This window comes from Acinetobacter sp. NIPH 298 (genome assembly GCF_000369505.1).
Lineage (GTDB): Bacteria > Pseudomonadota > Gammaproteobacteria > Pseudomonadales > Moraxellaceae > Acinetobacter.
This window is the reverse complement of the sequence record NZ_KB850054.1, coordinates 110,558-134,808: the sequence shown is the minus strand read 5'-3', so window position 1 is coordinate 134,808 and position 24,251 is coordinate 110,558. Positions and strand designations below refer to the sequence as shown.

Genomic DNA, 24,251 nt, shown 5'->3' with positions numbered 1-24,251 from the left:
ATATATAAACTACAATAAAGGGCTTATATTTTCTCGCTTATTTGCCCGTACCCAACGTACAGTTACCACTACAAAAACAATCACCAATACCGTAATCGCCACAGGCATCACAAACGCCAAAACTGACAATAAAATTGAGCCAATCAATTCCCCTGTCGCCACCATAAAGTTACCGAGTCCGCCTGTGGTTGCCGTCGAGACTCCACGCAAAGCGACGGTATTGAACTGAACTGCACCTGCTGTTCCACCACCAACGATAATCGCGGCTGCCCAAGTTGCAAACTGAGACATTTCTCCACTAATTACTGCCATCGTGGTCAGCGTTCCAGCAATCACTGCCGCAGGTGTTGCGACGGTATCCAATAGATTATCGACCCATGGCACATAGTACGCAGCAATTTCACAGATCGTCGCAAAACCGAGTGCGACACAAACAGCGGGAATCGCCAGCCATTCAAAGCCTTTTGCGGGTTCATACCATCCCATTAAGGTCGCAATACTCATCACCAATAAAGGAACAAAAACACGAAAACCACAGGCAGCACTTAATCCTACGCCTATACAGAGTCCTAAAATTGTTTCCATATTGGTTTTCCTTGTTTGCTGTATAGGGTCGATCTATTTATTTCATATTTTAAGCCAACAAAAAAGCCCTATCGCGAGATAGGGCTTTTTTTAAAACAGTGGATAACTGTTTGTTGTTTGCGGCTTAGGCATTCTTGCTGTTGAATTGATTGCCAAGGCATTTGGTACACGGAGGTAAACGATCAGTACCAATTTCTAAATAAGCGCGATGTCCGCATTGGACACAAAAATAGAAACCAGTTCCGGGTCTTTCGCCAGCAGTCACCATCTTTGTTCTCCATAGATTTTAGAAATGGTACATATACTATAACTTGATAGTATTGATTATTTATTGACCTTTTTGACGAGAGTTAGTGGCGGAAAGGTTAAAAACTCACATAGGTTTTTCAACCAAATATTTCTTGCTGAAAAATTTCTCCTCTACGAACACGAGCCTTTCTACTATTTGTTCCAGAATACATATAACCATAATACTCACCATAAATATTCGCATTAGACCCCTTATTATTCAAAATATTTTTCTCAAGATGTAATAGCTTTTCCTTTAATTCAACTTTATTTGTTTTTTGAACTTTAGTAATCTCAATAACTAATGTATAAAAATTTGACTTTCTAAACCAAATCGAATCTAAAGGAAGTTCCAATTTGTCCAATATAGAAAAAGCGTAGAGTATTTCGGATTTTCTTAAATTTTCATTTTCAAATACTTCATTAAACTCAGCAATACACTTCTCAATTTCTGTATCTCTTACAAAATAACCACCCCTCTCAAGTGTTGACATGACGGATAGAAAAAAATGTACATCGACCATCCTTGTTATTTCCGAATCATCAAATACATTATATTTGCTCAAATCAATTTCATTTGATAATTTTTTTGCAACTTGAATAAACTTTCCATCATAAATAGCATTATGGATTTCAATATCATCTAACTTAAACTTCGTAAGGTTTATTCGTCTAAAAACTTCTTTTACAATGTCCTCATTAACCTTACCAATATCACGCATAACCACCTGATATTCTAGGAAATTTGAACGCTCAATATCATTAAGTTCTGAAAATCTTTTGACCAATTTCAAAGGTCTTTCGAATTCATCACTGATATAATTTATAATAGTAGTTAGACGCTGTTGCCCATCTATGACTTTTTGCTTTGTAATTATCTTTTTAAGATCTGTTTCTCCTTGACACACATAGATCTCAGGAAAAGGAAAACCTTTTAAAATTGTATCTATAAATTGCTCTTGGTGCTCTTGAGTCCAAACAAAACGCCTTTGAAAGGATGGTGCTAAATCCAGCTTTTGATCTGATATTTTTTGAAATATATCTGCAATAGTAGGATTAGTAACAGACGGCTTAATTTGATGACTCATTATTTAATTCCTTGAATAATATATTTTTTCTGCAAACCTACAAACCCACTCACAATGTAACTTTCATAGTGTTGATATGTTTTAAATACACCACCTGAAACTTTATAGTTTCCGATTTCTGATCGATTATAGGAAAGGCTATTAAAAAACTCGAACCAACTATTCTTTAATTCTTTCATTTGAAATGAAACTGGAAGTTTATCTGGGCGAATCCAACCTAATGCCGTATATTCTAAGAAATCATGATATTTCTGTACCTCTGAATAGTTTAAAGTCTTTCTTGATGCTCTATATTCTTGTTGGAATTTATTAATTTTCCACATTATCTCTTCGAAGAATTTTTCTGAAATAATAGCTACATCAATATCTGAATCTAAATCAAAATCTTTATCTTTGAATGGGCTAAATCCCAACTTAGCTGAACCAGTAATATATACTTCGTGAAATGAAACACCAAATTGAATGGCAATTCTTTTTCTGAATTCATAGTAGTTATGTTCATTTTCTCTAAAAATAAAAGGAATACCGTGCAATACTAATTTTCTACAGAAATCACTTACTTCACTTTCATTTTTAAGGCTTGAAAGTTGCCTTTTAAATTCACTATTATCCATTTCGAACCACACAAAAAACCCCATCATTAAGATAGGGCGTTTTTTAAACAATATCAACAACCTTTAACTAAAGTATCAAGCCACTTGACCTTCTAAAAAGTCTTGAGCAAAACGCTGTAATACACCGCCTGCTTCATACACAGAAACTTCTTCTTCTGTATCTAAACGACAAGTTACAGGCACTTCAACGATTTCATTTCGACCATCAGCCGTCGATCGTTCAATCACCAAAGTTAAGTCAGAACGTGGTGAGATATTACCAATCACACTATAAAGCTCAGTACCATCTAACTTTAAGGTCTTACGGTTGACACCTGGCTTAAACTCAAGCGGTAAAACGCCCATACCCACTAAGTTCGTGCGGTGAATACGCTCAAAACCTTCAGCCACGATCGCTTCAACACCTGCGAGACGAACACCTTTGGCAGCCCAGTCACGACTAGAACCCTGACCATAATCCGCACCCGCAACGATGATCAACGGTTGCTTACGGTTCATGTAAGTTTCAATCGCTTCCCACATCCGCATCACTTCGCCTTCAGGCTCGACACGCGCTTTTGAACCTTGCTTAATGGTGCCGTCTGAACGAACGACCATTTCATTAAACAATTTCGGGTTAGCAAATGTCGCACGTTGTGTAGTGAGATGGTCGCCACGATGGGTTGCGTATGAGTTAAAGTCTTCCTCAGGCACACCCATTTTCGCCAAATACTCACCAGAAGCACTATCTAACACAATCGCATTCGACGGTGACAAATGATCTGTGGTGATGTTGTCACCCAAGATTGCAAGTGGACGCATATTGGATAAAGTGCGTGGCGCAGCCAATGCCCCTTCCCAATACGGCGGACGGCGAATATAAGTACTCATTGGACGCCAATCATACAATGGGCTTGCCGCTTGTTCATTGACACCCAAATCAAACATTGGAATGTAGATTTTACGGAACTGTTCAGGCTTGACCGACTCTTTCACTAAAGCATCAATTTCAGCATCCGATGGCCAGATGTCTTTCAGGTAAATTGGATTACCATCTTTATCGTTTCCAAGTGAATCGGTTTCGATGTCAAAACGAATCGTTCCTGCAATCGCATAAGCAACAACCAGTGGCGGCGATGCCAAGAATGCTTGTTTTGCGTAAGGATGAATACGACCATCAAAGTTACGGTTACCTGAAAGTACCGCAGTCGCATACAAATCACGATCAATAATTTCTTGTTGAAGGACTGGATCTAATGCACCTGACATACCATTACAGGTGGTACATGCATAGGCCACGATACCAAAACCAAGTTTCTCTAGGTCTTTCAGTACGCCTGCTTCTTCAAGATATAGCGCAGCAGCTTTTGAACCCGGTGCAAATGATGATTTCACCCATGGCTTACGCGTTAAACCAAGTTCATTGGCTTTACGTGCCAATAGACCTGCCGCCACGGTATTACGTGGGTTTGAAGTATTAGTACACGAAGTGATTGCGGCAATGATGATTGCACCGTCAGGCATCAAACCATCAGTACGGTGCTCAACCACACCAGCAATGCCTTTGGCTTTCAAATCAGCCGTAGACACACGCGCATGTGGGTTTGATGGACCAGCGATGTTGCGCGTTACGCTTGAAAGATCAAAACGAAGTACACGTGGATATTGTGCTTGGGTCATATCTGATGCCCAAAGACCGATTTCTTTGGCGTATTGTTCAACCAGTTTGACTTGGTCTGCTTCACGACCTGTCAAAGTTAAATAGTCAATGGTGTTTTGGTCGATGTAGAACATCGCCGCAGTTGCACCATATTCTGGGGTCATATTGGAAATGGTCGCACGGTCACCAATCGACATGGTGTCTGCGCCTTCACCGAAGAACTCAAGGTAAGCACCGACCACACGCTCTTTACGCAAGAACTCTGTGAGCGCCAAAACGATATCAGTTGCAGTGATGCCTGCTTGACGTTGACCGACAAACTCAACTCCAATAATGTCAGGTAGACGCATCCACGAAGCACGACCCAACATGACATTTTCAGCTTCTAAACCGCCGACACCAATCGAAATTACGCCAAGCGCATCGGTATGTGGTGTGTGTGAATCTGTACCGACACAGGTATCTGGGAATGCGATTCCATCACGCGCCTGAATCACTGGAGACATTTTCTCCAAGTTGATTTGGTGCATGATGCCGTTACCCGCAGGGATCACGTCGACATTTTTAAATGCTGTCTTCGTCCACTCAATAAAGTGGAAACGGTCTTCGTTACGACGGTCTTCAATGGCACGGTTTTTTTCAAACGCGTCAGGATCAAAACCGCCAAACTCAACTGCAAGTGAGTGATCCACAATCAATTGTGTTGGAACCACTGGATTGACTTTCGCTGGATCGCCACCTTGCTCCGCAATGGCATCACGCAAACCTGCGAGATCAACCAAAGCGGTTTGACCTAAGATGTCATGACAAACTACACGTGCAGGATACCAAGGAAAATCCATGTCCTGACGGCGTTCGATTAACTGAGTTAAGGCATCATTGAGCAATGCTGGGTCGCAACGACGCACCAATTGCTCTGCCAATACTTTCGAGGTATACGGTAAAGTCGCGTATGCGCCTGGCTGAATATCTTCAACGGCTTGACGCACGTCATAGTATTCGAGCTGGGTATCGCCATCATAATTTGGCAGCGGTTTACGGTATTGTGTGTTATTCATATTAGCCACGCTCCGCCAAAGCTTTGAATTCTAAGTTTTCAGGACCCGTATAGTTCGCGCTTGGACGGATAATTTTGCCGTCTTGACGTTGCTCAATCACATGCGCTGACCAACCTGCGGTACGTGCAATCACGAACAATGGCGTGAACATTGCGGTTGGCACACCCATCAAGTGATAGCTCACTGCACTGAACCAATCAAGGTTCGGGAACATGTTCTTCACTTCTTTCATCACCGCTTCTAGACGTTCAGCGATCAAATACATTTTGTTATTTTCTTGCGCTTCAGCAAGATCATAAGCCACTTTCTTGATCACTTCGTTACGTGGATCAGAAATGGTATATACAGGGTGACCAAAACCGATGATCACTTCTTTCTTTTCAACACGACTACGAATGTCTGCTTCTGCTTCGTCGGCATTGTCATAACGTTGTTGGATGACGAAGGCAACTTCGTTTGCACCACCATGTTTTGGTCCACGCAACGCACCAATACCGCCTGTAATCGCTGAGTACATGTCAGAACCTGTACCTGCTACGACACGTGAGGTAAATGTTGAGGCATTGAACTCATGCTCTGCGTACAGAATCAATGAGGTATGCATCGCTTCAATCCATTCTTCAGATGGTTTTTCGCCATGAAGTAGATGCAGGAAATGTGCAGCAATCGAGTCATCATCAGTTTCGACTTCGATACGGCGACCATTGTTGCTGAAGTGATACCAATACAACAACATTGAGCCTAGGCTTGCCATCAATTTATCAGCAATGTCTTTTGCACCCGCTTCGTTGTGATCTTCGTGTTCAGGCGTTAAACAGCCCAAAACTGAAACGCCAGTACGCATCACGTCCATCGGGTGTGCTGACGGTGGAAGTTGCTCAAGCGCAGTTTTAAGTGCAGCAGGTAAGCCACGCAGTGCTTTGAGTTTTGCTTTATAAGCTTTGAGTTCGGCTTTGTTTGGCAGTTTGCCATGTACTAGTAAGTGTGCCACTTCTTCAAATTGGCTGCCCACTGCGAGGTCAAGAATGTCATAGCCACGATAGTGCAAGTCATTGCCGCTACGCCCTACGGTACACAGTGCAGTGTTTCCTGCAACTTGACCACTGAGTGCAACTGATTTTTTTGGTTTGAAGCCTGTTGTTGGCGTTTCATTACTGCTCATAAGATTGTCCTTTTTTTATATCTTTGGGTTAAAACTTGCCAATTCCCTAATCCCCCTAAATCCCCCTTTTAAAAGAGGGATTTCACATTCATCCTAGACAATCTAAGATTTATGTTATTCCCCTCTTTTTCAAAGATGAGGAACATGGTTCCGCAAGGGGGGGAGATTTATTACTTATTTCTTTTCAAAAGTTCCATCTAGATATTGTTCAAACGCATGGTAGTTAATACGCTCATACAATTCTTGACGAGTTTGCATGGTGTCCACCACATTCTTTTGTGTACCTTCTTTGCGTAAAGTCTCATACACATTTTCTGCTGCTTTATTCATCGCACGGAATGCAGAAAGTGGATATAAAGCAATACTGACATCGGCAGAAGCCAATTCTTCCGTGGTGAAAAGTGGCGTAGAACCAAATTCAGTAATGTTCGCCAATACAGGAACTTTGGTCAAATCAGCAAACTGCTTATACATAGCCAATTCAGTAATTGCTTCAGGGAATAACATATCCGCACCTGCTTCAATATATGCACCTGCACGATCAATCGCTGCTTGTAAGCCTTCAACCGCCAAAGCATCCGTACGTGCCATGATCACAAAACTGTCATCAGTACGTGCATCAACCGCTGCTTTGATGCGGTCAACCATTTCTTGTTGTGTCACGATTGCTTTATTTGGGCGGTGACCACAACGTTTAGCACCGACTTGATCTTCGATATGCATCGCTGCTGCACCGAACTTAATCATCGACTTGGTGGTACGAGCAATATTAAATGCAGATGCGCCGAAACCAGTATCCACATCCACCAATAATGGTAAGTCACAAACATCAGTGATACGACGTACATCTGTCAATACGTCATCAAGGTTGCTAATGCCTAAATCAGGTAAGCCCAACGAACCTGCCGCGACACCGCCACCTGATAAATAAATGGCTTTATAACCTGCACGTTTTGCCAATAAAGCATGGTTTGCATTAATTGCCCCCACCACTTGTAATGGTTTTTCTTGTGCGACCGCGTCGCGGAATAGCTGACCAGCAGACTGTTTAGCCATGTTGATATTCTCCTTGAGTTTGCAGCAATGTTTGCTCAACAATTTTGTAGGATGCATTGATGTGACGGTGCATCAGCATTTCGGCGAGTTCACCGTCACCTTCAGCAATCGCATCTAAAATGCGGATATGTTCGTCCAAAGCTTTGCTTGGTCGATCAGGGGTATTTGAAAACTGGATTCGATACATGCGAATGAGGTGGTACAACTCATCACAGAGCATTTTTTCTAAGGTTTTATTGCCACTGCTTTTGATGATGCAGTAATGAAAGTCGTCGTGCCCTTCTTGTAAATAATAACCTTTACCTGCTTTAAAATTTTCATCCTCGGCATGCAAACGTAATACATCGCGTAACGCCAAGATTTGTTTTTTATCAATATGCTGAGCAGCGAGTTTACACGCCAACCCTTCTAAAGAAGCACGAATCTGATACAGCTCTTGGAACTGTTGCAGCGAGAGAGACACCACACGGGCACCAATATGCGCAGTACGCTCCACCAACTTCTGTCCTTCGAGACGATGAATCGCCTCCCGCAAAGGCCCACGGCTAATCCCATAAATACGTGCCAGTTCAGGTTCAGAAATCTTACTTCCCGCAGGAATCTGCCCCAGAACAATCGCCGATTGAATTTGCTTAAATACGTGTTCCGTCAGTGTTCTTCCCTGACTGGTGCTGATGGCTTGTGGAACAAGGGTATCCTGCATATTGTCGACAATCTCTACCGTTTTGATGATTTTATAACGAAATATAAGCAAAAATGCAATAGGATTGTCGACAATAAAAATCAGGTCTCGGACAATCTCACCAGTGGCAGACCCTGCCTAAACAAATCAGCAACCAAATCAAGAGTCATATTAATAACAAATAAAACAAAAACTTATAGAACACGATCAACTCAATGTTGTTTTGATCCTTGTTACAAAGCTGACTTTATCTTTTTTATTCTACGACGATGGTATGACAGCTTGATTGTCGACAATCCTGATAATCTGTTGGTCTTTGACTGATTTTGTAAGTAAATACTGCACTAGAAATGCAAATAATAGAGTGCTTCATCTGCACTTTATTGGTACATTATTGGGCATTCAAAAACACCTCCATGCCCCTTGTTGAATAAAAGGACATTGTTAATGTTTCAACATATCCCACCTTATGCAGGCGATCCAATTCTTTCATTAATGGAACAGTTCAATGCTGATCCACGCGCTGAAAAGGTGAACCTCAGTATTGGTTTGTACTATAACGAAGACAGCATCGTTCCTCAGCTTGATACCATTATCGAAGCGCAAAAACGGATTGCACCGAAGAATACGCAAACCAAGCTTTATCTTCCAATGGAAGGTTTCAAACCTTACCGTGAAGCGATTCAAGCCTTATTGTTTGGCGCAAATAGCCCAGCAATTCAACAAGGTCGTGTTGCGACGATTCAAACATTGGGTGGATCAGGTGCATTGAAAGTCGGTGCTGACTTTCTAAAAACATATTTTCCAAATTCAGAAGTTTGGGTGAGTCAACCGACTTGGGATAACCATGTTGCCATCTTCAATGGTGCAGGCATCAAAAGTAATTTCTATCCATACTTCGATGCTGAAACGCGTGGTGTCGATTTTGATGGCATGTTGTCTACGCTGAAAACACTACCTGAACAAAGCATTGTGTTGTTACACCCTTGCTGTCATAACCCAACAGGTGCGGATTTGAATCCAGCACAATGGGATCAAGTGATTGCGGTATTAAAACAAGGTAATTTGATTCCATTCCTAGACATCGCCTACCAAGGTTTTGGCGATGGTATGGAACAAGATGCCTATGCAATCCGTGCCCTAGATCAATCTGGTTTAAACTTCATCGTCAGCAACTCATTCTCTAAAATCTTCTCGCTTTACGGTGAGCGTGTTGGTGGTTTGACTTTCGTTTGTGATGATGCAGAAGCAGCAAAATGCACATTTGGTCAGTTGAAAGCAACGGTTCGTCGTATCTACTCTAGCCCACCAACAACAGGTGCATGGTTAGTGGATCAAGTGTTAAATGACGCTGAGCTAAACCAACAGTGGCAAGATGAAGTTAAAGAAATGCGTGAACGTATCCTTAAAATGCGTAGCATCTTAAGAGATGAACTGACCAAAGCATTGCCAGAACGTGACTTTAGCTACTTGGTGAATCAAAAAGGCATGTTCAGTTACACAGGTTTAACTGCTGAACAAGTGGATATCTTGCGTGAAGAATACGCAATCTACCTCGTTCGTAGTGGTCGTATCTGCGTTGCTGGTTTAAACATGAATAATGTCTATAAAGTTGCGAAAGCGGTTGCTGAAGTTTTAGCGAAATCTGCTTAACTTATAAATTCATCTACACTTCTTTACTTAAGAATGGCTGTTTCAACTGAAGCAGCCATTTTTTATTTTCCGCTGTCTTTGTATACTGCAAGGTATTAATAAACAACAAACAGCGCTTTCAAATATGACACAACTCACTTGCTTTAAAGCCTATGATATTCGTGGCAAACTCGGTACAGAGCTCAATGAAGAGATTGCCTATAAGATTGGTCGCGCTTATGGGCAAATCTATCAACCGAAAACTGTGGTGATCGGGTGTGATATCCGTTTAAGCAGTGAAGGCTTAAAACAAGCCACCATTCGTGGTCTCAATGATGCAGGCATCAATGTACTTGATTTAGGGATGATAGGGACTGAAGAAGTCTATTTCGGTGCATTCCACCTCGATGTTCAGGGCGGTATTGAAATCACTGCCAGCCATAATCCAATGGATTACAACGGCATGAAATTGGTCCGCGAGAATGCCCGTCCAATCAGTGCGGATACAGGCTTAAAAGAGATTCAAGCCTTAGCTGAATCAGGTCAGTTCGTTGAAGTCGTACAAAAAGGTACGACAGAAAACTATAATATTCTGCCTGAGTTCATCGAGCACCTACTGACCTATATTGACCCACAAAAAATTAAACCGCTTAAATTGGTGGTAAATGCTGGTAACGGTGCAGCTGGTCATGTGATTGATGCGATCGAACAGAAGTTCCAACAGCTCAATATTCCAGTGGAATTTATTAAGATTCATCACGAAGCAGATGGCACATTCCCAAATGGTATTCCTAATCCGATCCTGATCGAGAATCGTGACAGCACTCGTGATGCAGTGCTTAAACATCAAGCCGATATGGGGATTGCATGGGATGGTGACTTTGACCGTTGCTTCCTATTCGATGAAAAAGGCCAGTTCATTGAGGGCTATTATATCGTTGGCTTATTGGCTCAAGCATTCCTGATCAAACAATCAGGTGAGAAGATCGTGCATGATCCACGTCTGGTTTGGAACACCTTTGATATTGTCGATCAATACCAAGGGATTGCAGTACAGTCAAAATCTGGTCATGCATTTATTAAAGATGTGATGCGTGAACACAATGCCGTTTACGGTGGCGAAATGAGTGCACATCATTATTTCCGTGATTTTGCTTATTGCGATAGCGGGATGATCCCTTGGCTACTCACCGTTGCGCTACTTTCTGAAACAGATCAATCACTTTCGACTCTCGTTGAAAATATGATTGAAAAATTTCCATGTAGTGGTGAGATCAATTTTAAAGTCGCTGATACACAGGCAACGGTACAAAAGATCTTTGATCATTATGCCGATCAAAATCCACAGATCGACCGTACTGATGGGGTAAGTCTTGATTTTGGTGCCTGGCGTTTAAATGTACGCGCATCAAATACAGAGCCGTTGTTGCGCTTGAATATTGAAAGCCGTGCCGACAAAAACCCTCAACCAATGCAGGTTTATGTCGATGAGTTGACGCGTTTAATTTCAGCTTAGCAAACAAAAGAAGGAAATCTTTTTAGACCAAAAGATTTCCTTCTATAGCACAATCGTATTTTAAGTTTCTGTCTTGCCTAATAATACTCTCAATAGACCTTGTGTCGATGCATCAAATACAGATAAATCATCTTGTTCGCGGTTTAAAATTGGCAAAAGCTGATTCGCGATTTCTTTGCCTTTTTCTACGCCCCATTGATCAAATGGATTGATATTCCATAGTACAGATTGCACAAAAACTTTATGTTCATAAAGCGCAATCAACATACCTAAACTATAAGGATTCAACTCTTTTAATAAAATGGTCGAACTTGGCTGATTGCCTTCGTATTGTTTATATGCGGGTAAATCTCTGAGTTCATCTGCTCCGAGTGCCTGATTACCAAATGCCAATAAACGAGATTGGGCTAAACAATTTGATAATGCGAGATGATGCTGTTCAACCAATGCATCGGCACTTTCGACATAGGTAAATTGATTGGCATTATACCGTTTAACAGGAGCAATAAAATCACAGCTGACCGAATGTGTGCCTTGATGTAACAACTGATAGAACGCATGCTGCGCATTTGGACCCACTTCACCCCATACAATTGGACAGGTTGCCGTTTCTACTTTTTCACCATTACGTTGAGTTGACTTACCATTGGACTCCATTTCTAATTGTTGTAGATAGGAGGCAAAATACTTAAGTCGACCATCATAAGGCAAAACAGCATGGGTCTGAATATCAAGAAAATTATTATTCCAAATGCCCAACAACCCCATCAATACTGGAATATTCTGAGCAAACGGTGCGGTTTGGAAATGTTGGTCAATCGCATAAGCACCCGCTAAAAGCTGCTTAAACCCATCCACACCAATCATTAATGCGATGGGCAAACCAATACATGACCACAGTGAATAACGACCGCCCACCCAATCCCACAATAACAATTGCTTATCAGGAGCGATTCCCCATTCCGTCATTTTTTCTGCTTTGGTTGAAACCCCAATAAAATGATTGGTCAGAATTTTGGCATCTGTACCCAAGGATTTTTCTAACCATTGACGTACCGTTTCGGCATTCGAAAGCGTATCAATCGTACCAAAAGATTTTGACGAAATAATAAATAAAGTCGTTTCAGGACGTAGCTGATGGAGTAATGCCGAAAGCTGACTACCATCCATGGTTGAAACAAAATGAACATCCAAGGGTTTTGCGGTCTTGACCTTAAAATCTGACAGTGCATGCGTCACCATCAATGGACCCAGATCAGATCCGCCCACCCCAATATTCACCACATCCTGAATCACTTCACCTGTTGCACCACGATATTGTCCAGTATGGATCTTTTCCACCAAGGCATACATGTGCTCGAGTTGTGCTTGAACATGCTGATTAATATTAGAAAAATCTGGACTGGTTTTTGGTAACCTTAAGGCCCAATGCATCGCAGCACGATGCTCTGTGAAGTTAATCTGCGCTGATGAAAATAGTTTTTTGATCCATTGCGTTAAATCTTGGCTGTGCGCTAAATCCACTAATCCATCTAGAATAGGCTGATCAATCCGGTGTTTACTAAAATCTAAAACAATTTGATCGTATTCCACTGAAAACTTGTTAAAACGTGATGCATCCGCAGCAAATAATTGATTCAGGTGCATTTCTTTAAATTGTGCTTTCAAACGAGATAAGTGTTCCAATACAGTACGCTGATCTTTGACTGGAAATGGATGCATAGGATTCATCATCATTAACGCCCCACGCCCATGTATGCAAAGCCTTGTGCTTTCACATACTGTGGGTCATATATATTACGTCCATCTAACACCAACGGATGTGTCATACACTGTGCCAATCGCTTAAAGTCAGGACTCCAATATTGTTTCCATGCCGTCAAAACACATAAACCATGAACATTTTGAACAGCCGCATATTGATCATCACATAAGATAAGATCATCACGCTGACCATACATCGTACTAATTTCTTCTAAGGCTTGCGGATCATGTAACTGAACAGTTACCCCCTGCGCCCAGAGTGCAGCCAACATTTGATGAATCGGGGACTGTTGAATACTCGAGGTATTCTCTTTAAAAGAAGCTCCCCAAATGGCAACTGTTTTGCCTTGTAAATCACCGTGGTAATAATTCCAAAACTTACGGAATAAGATTTCTTTCTGCTGCTCGTTGATCTCCCACACTTGAGCAAGCAGTTGGCTTTTGACCCCTGTATTGGCCACAGTATTGGAAAGTGTCAAAATATCATGCGAAAAGTTCTCACCACCAAAACCAGCACCAGGTGCTAAATAAGCTGCACCAATCCGATTATCCGCAGCCATGCCCTGACGTACCGAGGCAATATCAATACCCAATTTTTCTGCCACAACTGCAAGATCATTAATATAACTAATCCGTGTTGCTAACATGCCAGAAATACTCAGCTTAGTGAATTCCGCATCTAAAACAGGCATGAATAAATAATGCTGTGCCAATGGGAAAAAAGGCCGTAATAGTTCTTTCACTTTTGCTTGCACATCAACTTGCATACACCCAACGATCAACTGCTTCGCCTGCGTTAAGCTCTGTAAAGCATTACCTTCCTGCATAGTATCAGGCAAATAGACCCAGTCATCATCTGACAAGATCTGTTGGAATTTCTCAGTGCCATGCAAACCAAAGGTTGAAGCATTGATCATCAATTTAGGATGGATGATTGGACGTTGTCTTAACGATTGCAAAAGTTGAAAAACTTGCGCTTCTTGCGTCTGATTAAAACTAAACAGATAGACATCAATATCTAAAGGGATACCATCCAGATCACGATAGTTGAGAAAACCACTGCTCTGTTGTTTTTCCAGCAGCCGACTGACATTTTCATCGTGAAATGAATACTGTAGATCACCTGTTACGGCACTGGGATGCGAACACCAATATACAAAATGACCTGATTCCGATAATAAAGCGGACATTACCCCTGCATATAGGGTATTGCCAAAAATTGCAATCTTCATAACTATTAATCCTGAACTATAGTGCTAATTCACGAATTAAGCCCTTGAAATCTTTACCCAATTTTGGATGTTCAATACCGTAGTGTAACACCGCTTTGAGATATCCAAGCTTACTACCACAATCAAAAGTCTGACCTTTCATCCGATAAGCTTCAACAGCTTGCGTTTTTTGCAATGCTGCAATGGCATCTGTGAGCTGAATTTCATTTCCAGCCCCGCGTGGGGTATTTTCCAATAATTGCATGATTTCAGCAGGCAGAATATAACGGCCAACCACAGATAAATTTGAAGGTGCTGTTCCTACAGCAGGTTTTTCAACAATACCCTGCATGACGATACTTTCGCCTTCATTCGGTGCAACCGCCACATCAACAATACCATACTGATCCACTAAATGATCAGGAACTGCCTCAACCATGATTTGTGCAGCCTGAGACTGCTCAAAACGTTGAATCATAAGTGATAAATCATTTTCAGAAACAGCGTTCTTCACCAACACATCTGGCAATAACACCGCAAAAGCATCGTCACCAACAATATCTTTGGCACACAATACCGCATGACCCAAGCCTAAAGGTTGAGGCTGGCGCACACTGATCACACTGATATGTTTGGGTAAAATCTCAGTAATTTCTTTGAGTAAATCAAATTTCTTTTTTTGCTCTAAGGTCGTTTCAAGCTCAAAATTACGATCAAAATAATTCTCAATCGAAGCCTTGGAAGAGTGAGTCACCAAAATAATTTGTTCAATGCCTGCCTCTACCGCTTCTCGAACCACATATTCAATCGCTGGGCGATCCACAACGGTGACCATTTCCTTTGGAATTGACTTGCTCGCTGGTAAAAACCGTGTACCTAAACCTGCAACAGGTAAGATTGCTTTTTTGATCATGTTATTTCTCAATTTAGTTAACTCGAACGTCACCGCTACGTTTATACCCATCGACATAATGTTCAAGCTGCATTAAAGCCCAATCCACATCATGGTCAACGGCCGTCATTTGATTGATTTTAGCAAAAATCGCTTGTATCTCTGGTAAAGGATAATGCTTTTCAAATGAACGTAAGATCCGAGTATGTTGCGTATATTCAGTATTATCCTGATCGATCAATAGTTCTTCATAGAGCTTTTCGCCTGGGCGTAAACCACTATATGCGATTTCAATATCACCCTCAGTCGAACCAAGCTCACGAACTTTTAGACCACTCAATTTGATCATTTGACGTGCCAAATCTTGGATTCGAACAGGCTCTCCCATATCCAACAAGAATACGTCGCCACCTGATCCTAAAGCACCTGCTTGAATCACCAACTGCGATGCTTCTGGAATAGTCATAAAATAACGCGTCACGTCTGGATGAGTCACGGTAATCGGACCACCCACTGCGATTTGCTGTTTAAACAAGGGAACCACTGAACCTGAAGAGCCTAAAACATTACCAAAACGAACAATACTAATTTGAGTCTTGGGTTTAGTTTCAGCAACCGCTTGGCAGTATAACTCTGCCATACGCTTAGATGCTCCCATAACATTGGTTGGTCGCACCGCTTTATCGGTTGAAATCAGTACAAATGTTTCAACCCCTTTTTCGACAGCCGCATTCAAACTGTTTGCCGTACCAATCGCATTATTTTTCAAACCTGCAATCGGATTACATTCAACCAAAGGCACATGTTTATAAGCAGCGGCATGATAGACCGTTTGTACATGATATTGTTCAAGAATTCGTTCTAATTTTTGCTGATCTTGCACCGTACCCAAAATCGATACAATCTCACAGTTTGCAGTTAAACGTAATTCTTTATCAATACTGTATAAAGCAAATTCAGTTAACTCATATAAAACTAATAGTTTCGGTTGATTCTTAATAATTTGACGGCACAACTCTGAACCAATCGAACCACCTGCACCAGTGACCATCACCACTTTATCTTGAATATTTTTAACCAAAAGATGGGCAATAGGCGGAATAGGATCACGCCCGAGTAGATCAATAATATCCACTTCTTGAATATCCGAGACTCGTATTTCTCCATCGACCAACTGGGTCAAGCCTGGTAATTCAGTAATTTTTAAATCTGAAGATTCAAACTGTTGAATAATTTCAGTTTTTCGCACTCGCCCCACAGAAGGCAGTGCAAGTAAAATTTCATCAATATGTTCTTTTTCAAAACGCTGTAAGGCTTTTTCAACAGAGTAAACGTTTAAACCGCCAACGATTTGCCCTTGTAACGACGCATAATCATCAATAAAAAAGATCGCCAGATGATCATCAGAACGATGTAATGCCGCTGCAATTTGCTGTCCTGCATCACCTGCACCATAAATCGCGATCCGCTTGCGCCCCAACTCCGAATAGAATGAAACTTTGACCACAAACCGAACGAATGCTCGACTCATCCAAACCCAAGTAAACATCATAAAACCAAACATAAACGGAATAGACATCGGAATATGTGCTTTGGTAATATATGTCAGTGCATATAAACCCAACATAGTCAAAAAAACAGCCAATGCGAGTTTGACGATAAAAACTTCATTAAAGGTGCGGACAATAAAACGATAGACACCTGTAAGTGCAAGACTACAAATCGCAATCAAACTAACGAACAAAGATCCATGATCGATGCCTGAAACAACTTCTGCTTTCAAATCAAACAAACGGATGACATAACACAACCACAAAATAATAGGAAAAGCTAACACATCCAAAAAAACAAGGAAGAATTGTTTATACAGCCTTGGTGCTGAGGCAAATTGATGAATAATCTTTTTCACAGTGATCTTCTAATCATCCCACATTCAGTTCGAACTTTATACGCACTTCTAATGTAACTGAAAATAACTTTTACACATCAAATACGCAATACTTAAAATAGCAGGATATACGTCTCATATCCTATGGTTTACTTTGATTATATTTGCAATTTTAGCTGCATATTTAATGCGCAAGGATTGAGCCTGCTGATAAAAAAGTAAAAGGAGCTACCATTTTATTTCCTGTAATTTTAACGCCAACACTAAGATGTGCAAACATTCCAATCTCACTATCGTGATCAATAGCCGAACTTAGGTTCACAATTACACCTTGTTCTATCCTAACATCAACACCAATAACACATCCCGCTAAAATACAACTCCCTTCTCCCAATTCAGCCGTCGGACTGATCATTGCAGAAGGGTGAATCACTGTTGCGATAGGAATCGCCAATTCCTTTAGTTTTTGAAACCAAACCTGTCTAACATGGTTATTTCCGACAGCAGGGATGGCAGCTGAAATATTAGGCACAATTTGCACAATCATCTCTAAATTCGCAACAATCGGAAAACCAGCGAATTCTGTTCTTTGAGGCCAACTATCATCAGCAAATACAATACTGCTCCATTGTCCTGATAGTAATGCAGCTTCCGCGACAGACTTGCCATGGCCACCTGCACCTAAAATCAACAAAACATCTTGCTTAAGCATTTTCTGTTTTACCTGCACCAAAATATATGGCTAAAAGAATCAATGGAATATAAGCAATTAAAATTAAGAGTTCTGGCATCAAAACACTTTGCGATGCTAGATATGCAATTGGCAACAGCCATACAACATTAATCGCCAATACTCCAAATGTCACAACGGTATGACTATTATACTTTCTAGATGCGTATTGGTAGGCATGACTTCTATGTGCATCATACATCTTGTGACCATTAATCACACGACGAATCAAAGTAAAGGTTGCATCGACAACGAATACGCCCAAACAAATCAACCAAGCACAAAATAAGGCAACATCTTGTTTTAACGCTATTAACGCAAGAATACCCAAAACCAACCCTAAGAAACCACTACACGCATCTCCCATAAAGATACGCGCTTTGGGAAAGTTCCATAGTAAAAAACCAGCGGTACAGGCTGCTAATAGAAAAAGTGCCTGACTCGAAAGTCCAGATATAAACAAGAGATAAATGCTGCCCATGCTCACAGTTGCTGAAATCGCTTCAATACTGGCAATACCATTAATGCCATCCATAAAGTTATACAGATTCAGTAACCACACTAAAAAAAGTACCGCAATAATATTAGCGAACCATCCCAGCTGAATAGTGTCATTAAATAATCCAACTTCAGAAAAACCACCCAATGAAACCACGGCAGCAATCGCGACAAGGAAATGAACGGCTAATCGCGCCAAAGCATTAATATGCCCATGGTCATCCAAGAAACCTAGCAATGCAATTGTAAAACAAGCCGCTATAAGTGTTAGACCAATAGATAGAGATAAATAGCTAAGATAAATAAGTACAACTAATCCTAGAAGATAACTAATAACAACGGCTACACCTCCACCTCTTGGCGTTGGAATGCTGTGTGAGCTCCGTTCGTTGGGATTATCTATAATGTTTTTCTTCAGTGCATATATCCGCATAAGATAAGTCAGCATAAAAGAAAGTAAAAAGAAAGTAAGAACAAACATCATTAAACCTATTTCATTTCTCTAAACATTTTAGCCAAACTTTGCTCTGTCGAGTATGGCGCATTCCAATCGAGTACTTGTGTATTTTTTGACGTATCTACAACTAGCTCAGAACACAAGCGAGATGCGATTGCTGAACGCCCAACGAGACTAGCAAAGAGGAATATTAGACTTTTAGGTACAGGTATTTTGATTAATTTATTATTTTGAAAAGCTGCTAACTGCTCAAAAAGCTGTTTCACAGAAATATCATCTTGATCACTGGCCAGAAAAACCTGCCCAGGTGCATTGCAATGCGACAAGCATACTTGTATCAAATCAGCGAGGTTATAAACACTGACCATACTGCGTTTATTATCTAAACATCCGATCGGCAGAGGAATTCTTTTGGAAGCAAGTGAAACCATACTTTTAAAGTTAGCTTTTACATTTGGACCATAAATAAGAACAGGACGGATAATAACAAGTTCTAAGCCTGTTTCTGAAGACAGTTTAGTTAATGCTTGCTCAGCTTCATATTTAGATAAACCATAGGGATCATCTGTATCAATTAGATCATCAGCAGTAAATGGTTTTTGTTGAGTGGCTTCATCACCATTCACCTTGATACTACTCAAATAAATAAAACGTTTTACACCACTTTGAGCAGCTTTCTTGGCAAGATTCAAAGTTCCCTCAACATTAATATGTCTGTATGCATCTAAAGGAGAAGACGCTGTTTCGTTCATCACATGGGCACGCCCAGCACAATGTATGATTGCATCAACACCTTTAAAGTCGAACTTATCTAGGTTTTCATTTAAATCAAAATTTATATTATCTATGTTAGGACATGAATACTGTTTTGGAAGCCGAGTGTGAGCGACAATCGAATCATTTCGTTCGGATAAATAATCACAGAGAAACTTTCCCAAAAAACCATTGCTACCTGTAATTAATACTTTCATTGTTAGCTCTCATACCCATCTAATTTTCTAATAATGTTTAGGATTTTTTGCATTGCAATTGGCTCTGCATAATTTTTGATCAGCACATCTCTTGGTGAGTTCAAAACTAACTGATTAAAACTGGAAGAAATTTCATCTAATTTTTCTGCTAAAGCATCAACATTATTCGGTGAAACAGCCCAACCTATATTATGCTCCTTAACCATACATGATACTTCGGCATCAACATCCATAATCGCTAGAATTGGCTTATTCGCCGCCATTGTGAAGTAGGACTTGCTTGGTACTCCTAACCCCAACATACCCTCTGTTAACGTCACAAGTGCGACATCACAAGCATTTAAACCAGTCGACTTTTCTTTTTGATCAAGCGGTCCCCAATATATTACGTTATCAAGATTTAACTCATTAATTTGGTTTTCTAGAATCGAGGCGTAAGCACCATCCCCAATAAAAATGAATTTTGCCAAATGTCGATAATGCATTTTTTGAATTGCTTTACAGATAATATCAACGCCTTGAACACGACCAATATTACCGAAAAACTGAAAAACTATTGATTTAGAGTTATTCCAAGATAACTCCTTTAAAATCTTATTATTCAATTTGCTCTGTACTTCAACATCATCGTAATCTATCCAGTTTTGGACAACATGAATATTATTTAAGTTAGTTTTTCCATACACCAACTCTTTCATATCATGTCCTATCACAATCACCTGATCGGCACTCGCATATATTTTATCAAAAAAGTATTTTAAAGTTTTGTATAAAAAACTATTTTTCTTTAATACATTTGCGGCAATTAAATTCTCTGGAAAAACATCATGTACCAATAAAACCCATTTATATCCAATTATTTTTTTTGTGAGAAAGATAACCATGAGTAGAAAAATCGGCGTAGTACCTGTAAAAACGATACCTCCCTTTTTTACATTTCTTAAGATTTCCCAAAAAAACTTCAAAGAGATGATAATTTCATATAGAAGTCGCTTTAACAAACTTTTTTTATTTAACTTTGGGGAGGTTATAAAATGTGCATTTTTGTGTTTGGGGCAGTTATCATCTTTTTTGGCAATCAAAACAAGATCTATATCACTTTGCTGATTCAAGAAACCATAAAGTTTACCTAACAAATATCCAGTTGTATTCTGATTTTCATGATAATACTCAGTGATTAAATAGATCTTATTTTTCATCTTTGACAGCCCTAGTATTTCTTCCAAATCACACGATTTACATAGTCTGTATAACTCATAATGATACGAACGACCTTATCACTCACATTTGGCATACTGTAATCGGCCACCAAGCGTAATAAACGTTCTTCTCCGCGTGCTTGAGACTCTAAAATTTCTAGACCTTGTAAGATTCGTTCGGCAGTTAACCCCACCATCATAACCGCAGCTTCTTCCATACCTTCTGGACGCTCATGCGCTTGACGTAAATTCAATGCAGGGAAATTCAAAATCGAAGATTCTTCATTGATTGTTCCACTATCAGATAAAGCCGCTTTAGCTGAAAGCTGTAGTTTATTATAGTCACTAAAACCAAGCGGTTTTAATAACTGAACCAAAGAATGAAATTCAATATTGAGTTGCTCAATACGTTTTCGTGTTCTTGGATGTGTAGAAACGATAACAGGGAACTGATATTTTTCAGCGACTGCATTTAACATAGCAACAAGATCTAGGAAGTTTTGATCAGAGTTGATATTTTCTTCGCGATGTGCACTCACAATAAAGTACTGCTGTTCTTTCAAGCCCAAACGCTCAAGCACATCTGATGCTTCAATCTTGGCCTTGTAATGATTCAGCACTTCAAACATAGGACTGCCTGTTTTGATCACCAAATCAGCAGGCAAACCTTCAGCCAATAAATAATCACGAGCAATCGTACTATAAGTTAAATTGATATCTGCTGTATGATCTACGATTCGACGATTGATTTCTTCAGGAACACGCATATCAAAACAGCGATTGCCTGCTTCCATATGAAATGTTGGAATCTTACGACGCTTAGCAGGTAAAACAGCCATGCAGCTATTGGTATCACCAAGAACCAATAATGCTTCTGGTTGTACTTCATCTAAAATTTTATCGACGGTAATAATCACATTACCAATCGTTTCCGCACCAGTTCCACCCGCAGCATTTAAAAAATGATCAGGCTTGCGAATCCCTAAGTCTGTAAAAAAAATCTCATTCAATTCGTAATCATAGTTTTGCCCTGTATGTACCAAAATGTGATCAAAATATTGATCACATGCTGCCATCACTCGAGACAAACGGATAATTTCAGGACGCGTACCTACAACGGTCATTAACTTTAATTTTTTCACAACGATTCAACTCTTAATCTGTAATTGGCATTGAATAAGTATCAGGTTTACTACGATCAAAAATTTCATTTGCCCATAGCATCACGACCATTTCATCATCACCAATATTGGTGATGTCATGAGTCCATCCAGGAACTGTTTCTACAATTCTTGGCTCATCACCATGCGTTTCGAGTTGATAAAACTCACCTGAAACTACATGCTTAAATTTAAATAAGGCTTTCCCTTTAATGACAAGGAATTTTTCAGTCTTGGTATGGTGATAATGCCCCCCCCTAGTAATACCAGGATGAGCGGTAAAATAAGAGAACTGACCAGCATTAGGCGTTTTCAACATTTCTACAAATACACCACGAGCATCGCCGTATTTAGGTACACTATAATCAAATTGCTCAGGTCTTAAAAAACTAAGGTAGGTTGAATATAGCGCTCTGGTTAATCCTACTCCAACATGATCAGTAATCATCGTTTCTCTTGAGCCTTTAAATCCTTTTAAAGTCTCAGCTAAATCACCAACTGTAATATCATACTCAGGTTGTATTTCAAAAGTCTGTTCGACAATTATCGTCTGATTGATGATATTCCAAAAAGTTTCTACAACATCATCAACATAAACCAATCGGATGACGGCCATTGGATCATTGATTTGTATTGGTAAATCATTAGCAACGTTATGGCAAAACGTTGCTACCGCAGAATTATAATTTGGACGTGACCACTTTCCAAAAACATTAGCTAGTCGACAAATGTAAACTGGGTTTCCCTGCTGTTGATGCAAATTCAACAATATTTGCTCACCACCTAATTTACTTTTTCCATATGCATTATCACGCTCAGCCTGAATTGATGAAGATAAAATCACAGGAGTAAGTCTATTGGCTTTTCTTAGAACTTGAGCAATTCTTTCAGTTAGAGAAACATTTCCTTCAATAAACTCACTGTCATCCAGCGGGCGATTCACACCAGCTAGATGAACGATCCAATCTGCAGATAAAGCCAGCTTTTCAAGCTCCTGCTCTGAAGATTCTCTATGTAGCTTTAAAATTTCAATCTCAGACTTTTCAGATAAGAATTGAATCAAATTTTTTGCTATAAAGCCATTTGAACCTGTTATCAAAACTTTCATTTTAAGCCTCTGGATCGATATATTGACCTTGCGTCAATGCTCGTACAAAATCTAATTTGAGTAGAAGATTCTTCATACCCTCAACATCTAAACGCTCAGTATTGTGTGAGTTGTAATCTTCGAGCTCAGTAATTTTTAAATCACCCGTTTCGACATATTTTTCATAGTTTAAATCACGTTGATCAGCTGGTACACGGAAATAGTAGCCTTGATCTATAGCTACCGCCATTTCCTCTCGACTTAACAAAGCTTCATAAGCTTTTTCACCATGTCGAGTGCCCATAATAGAAAGAGGGTATTCACTCACATCCATTAATTCTTTTAATGCTTGAGCTAAAACCTCGATAGTTGCAGCTGGAGCTTTTTGAACAAAAATATCACCATTTTGTCCATGCTCGAAAGCATAGAGAACTAGATCTACAGCGTCCTCAAGCGTCATCATAAAGCGAGTCATATTTGGATCAGTAATCGTCAAAGGTTTGTTTTGACGAATCTGATCTACAAACAACGGAATCACTGAACCACGTGATGCCATAACATTGCCGTAACGCGTACAACAGATAACCGTATCTAAATCTTCTAAATTGCGCGATTTAGCTACAATAACTTTTTCCATCATAGCCTTAGAAATACCCATCGCATTGATTGGATAAACTGCTTTATCTGTACTTAGGCAAACGATACGCTTTACTCGGTTCTGAATCGCAGCTTCCAAAACATTTTCTGTACCAACAACATTCGTTTTCACCGCTTCCATTGGATGAAATTCACATGAAGGTACTTGTTTCAATGCAGCAGCATGATAAATGTAATCAACACCACGTGTTGCATTCAATACACTATTGAAATCACGCACATCACCAATATAAAATTTTAGCTTAGAAGACTGGTATTTCTTACGCATATCATCTTGCTTTTTTTCATCACGGCTAAAGATACGAATCTCTTTAATTTCAGTATCTAAAAAGCGTTTGAGTACAGCATTACCAAATGAGCCTGTACCACCTGTGATGAGCAGTGTTTTACCAGAAAAATAGCTTTTTTCCATTTTAA

21 protein-coding genes are annotated in these 24,251 nt (G+C 40.0%); 2 read left to right on the top strand and 19 right to left on the bottom strand.

What is annotated here, in order from left to right:
- Window positions 1-9: 9 nt before the first annotated feature.
- The 8 genes from F903_RS03010 to F903_RS02980 all read right to left on the bottom strand — a co-directional run bounded on the left by F903_RS03010 (window position 10) and on the right by F903_RS02980 (window position 8,193).
- Entirely contained in the window at window positions 10-585 is a 576-nt protein-coding gene (locus F903_RS03010; RefSeq protein ID WP_005194520.1) for a DUF4126 domain-containing protein, read from the bottom strand.
- A gap of 124 nt (window positions 586-709) precedes the next feature.
- The gene (locus F903_RS16335) at window positions 710-853 is read right to left on the bottom strand and encodes a zinc ribbon-containing protein (RefSeq protein ID WP_005194518.1); all 144 of its coding nucleotides are present in this window, start codon (window positions 851-853) and stop codon (window positions 710-712) included.
- Window positions 854-971: 118 nt separating this feature from the next.
- Window positions 972-1,961: a DUF262 domain-containing protein gene (locus F903_RS03005; RefSeq protein ID WP_005194516.1), complete on the bottom strand. Its 990-nt coding sequence runs from the start codon at window positions 1,959-1,961 to the stop codon at window positions 972-974.
- On the bottom strand, window positions 1,961-2,575 hold the full coding sequence (locus tag F903_RS03000; RefSeq protein ID WP_034594857.1) for a hypothetical protein: 615 nt from the start codon (window positions 2,573-2,575) through the stop codon (window positions 1,961-1,963). Before F903_RS03000 ends, F903_RS03005 begins: the two co-directional genes overlap by 1 nt.
- Window positions 2,576-2,650: 75 nt before the next feature.
- Entirely contained in the window at window positions 2,651-5,272 is a 2,622-nt protein-coding gene (acnD, locus tag F903_RS02995; protein ID WP_005194512.1) for a Fe/S-dependent 2-methylisocitrate dehydratase AcnD, read from the bottom strand.
- 1 nt (window position 5,273) lies between these two features.
- A complete protein-coding gene (gene prpC / locus F903_RS02990; RefSeq protein WP_005194510.1) occupies window positions 5,274-6,434 on the bottom strand; it encodes a bifunctional 2-methylcitrate synthase/citrate synthase in 1,161 nt (386 codons plus the stop codon).
- Between the two features lie 174 nt (window positions 6,435-6,608).
- Complete coding sequence (gene prpB, locus F903_RS02985; protein ID WP_004667983.1) at window positions 6,609-7,490, bottom strand: methylisocitrate lyase; 882 nt, start codon at window positions 7,488-7,490, stop codon at window positions 6,609-6,611.
- Window positions 7,483-8,193, bottom strand: a complete 711-nt coding sequence (locus tag F903_RS02980; RefSeq protein WP_005194508.1) for a GntR family transcriptional regulator — start codon at window positions 8,191-8,193, stop codon at window positions 7,483-7,485. Before F903_RS02980 ends, prpB begins: the two co-directional genes overlap by 8 nt.
- 426 nt (window positions 8,194-8,619) lie before the next feature.
- Between F903_RS02980 and F903_RS02975 the strand changes: the two genes are divergently transcribed.
- A complete protein-coding gene (locus F903_RS02975; protein WP_005194506.1) occupies window positions 8,620-9,825 on the top strand; it encodes an amino acid aminotransferase in 1,206 nt (401 codons plus the stop codon).
- Window positions 9,826-9,949: 124 nt separating this feature from the next.
- The gene (locus F903_RS02970) at window positions 9,950-11,320 is read left to right on the top strand and encodes a phosphohexomutase domain-containing protein (protein ID WP_005194504.1); all 1,371 of its coding nucleotides are present in this window, start codon (window positions 9,950-9,952) and stop codon (window positions 11,318-11,320) included.
- Between the two features lie 60 nt (window positions 11,321-11,380).
- On the opposite strand, the gene pgi is transcribed toward F903_RS02970, so the two are convergent.
- The 11 genes from pgi to F903_RS02915 form a co-directional block, all read right to left on the bottom strand.
- Window positions 11,381-13,057, bottom strand: a complete 1,677-nt coding sequence (gene pgi, locus F903_RS02965; RefSeq protein ID WP_005194502.1) for a glucose-6-phosphate isomerase — start codon at window positions 13,055-13,057, stop codon at window positions 11,381-11,383.
- Window positions 13,057-14,316, bottom strand: a complete 1,260-nt coding sequence (locus F903_RS02960; protein ID WP_005194499.1) for a nucleotide sugar dehydrogenase — start codon at window positions 14,314-14,316, stop codon at window positions 13,057-13,059. Before F903_RS02960 ends, pgi begins: the two co-directional genes overlap by 1 nt.
- Window positions 14,317-14,332: 16 nt before the next feature.
- The gene (gene galU, locus F903_RS02955; RefSeq protein WP_005194497.1) at window positions 14,333-15,208 is read right to left on the bottom strand and encodes a UTP--glucose-1-phosphate uridylyltransferase GalU; all 876 of its coding nucleotides are present in this window, start codon (window positions 15,206-15,208) and stop codon (window positions 14,333-14,335) included.
- A 13-nt stretch (window positions 15,209-15,221) separates the two neighbouring features.
- Window positions 15,222-17,096 carry a polysaccharide biosynthesis protein gene (locus F903_RS02950; protein ID WP_005194496.1) on the bottom strand — a complete coding sequence of 625 codons (1,875 nt, stop codon included), beginning with the start codon at window positions 17,094-17,096 and terminating at the stop codon, window positions 15,222-15,224.
- 163 nt (window positions 17,097-17,259) lie between these two features.
- Window positions 17,260-17,787, bottom strand: a complete 528-nt coding sequence (locus F903_RS02945) for a PglD-related sugar-binding protein (RefSeq protein ID WP_005194494.1) — start codon at window positions 17,785-17,787, stop codon at window positions 17,260-17,262.
- Window positions 17,780-18,784, bottom strand: coding sequence for an MraY family glycosyltransferase (locus tag F903_RS02940; protein WP_005194492.1), 1,005 nt, complete (start codon window positions 18,782-18,784; stop codon window positions 17,780-17,782). The genes F903_RS02945 and F903_RS02940 overlap by 8 nt, the downstream gene beginning before the upstream one ends.
- Window positions 18,785-18,792: 8 nt before the next feature.
- The gene (locus tag F903_RS02935) at window positions 18,793-19,731 is read right to left on the bottom strand and encodes an NAD-dependent epimerase/dehydratase family protein (RefSeq protein ID WP_005194490.1); all 939 of its coding nucleotides are present in this window, start codon (window positions 19,729-19,731) and stop codon (window positions 18,793-18,795) included.
- Between the two features lie 2 nt (window positions 19,732-19,733).
- On the bottom strand, window positions 19,734-20,930 hold the full coding sequence (locus F903_RS02930) for a glycosyltransferase family 4 protein (RefSeq protein ID WP_005194488.1): 1,197 nt from the start codon (window positions 20,928-20,930) through the stop codon (window positions 19,734-19,736).
- Window positions 20,931-20,941: 11 nt separating this feature from the next.
- Window positions 20,942-22,072, bottom strand: coding sequence for a non-hydrolyzing UDP-N-acetylglucosamine 2-epimerase (gene wecB / locus F903_RS02925; RefSeq protein WP_005194486.1), 1,131 nt, complete (start codon window positions 22,070-22,072; stop codon window positions 20,942-20,944).
- Window positions 22,073-22,085: 13 nt separating this feature from the next.
- On the bottom strand, window positions 22,086-23,198 hold the full coding sequence (gene wbjC, locus F903_RS02920; protein ID WP_005194484.1) for a UDP-2-acetamido-2,6-beta-L-arabino-hexul-4-ose reductase: 1,113 nt from the start codon (window positions 23,196-23,198) through the stop codon (window positions 22,086-22,088).
- Window position 23,199: 1 nt separating this feature from the next.
- Window positions 23,200-24,246 (bottom strand): polysaccharide biosynthesis protein, encoded by a 1,047-nt coding sequence (locus F903_RS02915; RefSeq protein ID WP_005194482.1) that lies wholly within the window; start codon window positions 24,244-24,246, stop codon window positions 23,200-23,202.
- Between the last annotated feature and the right edge of the window lie 5 nt (window positions 24,247-24,251).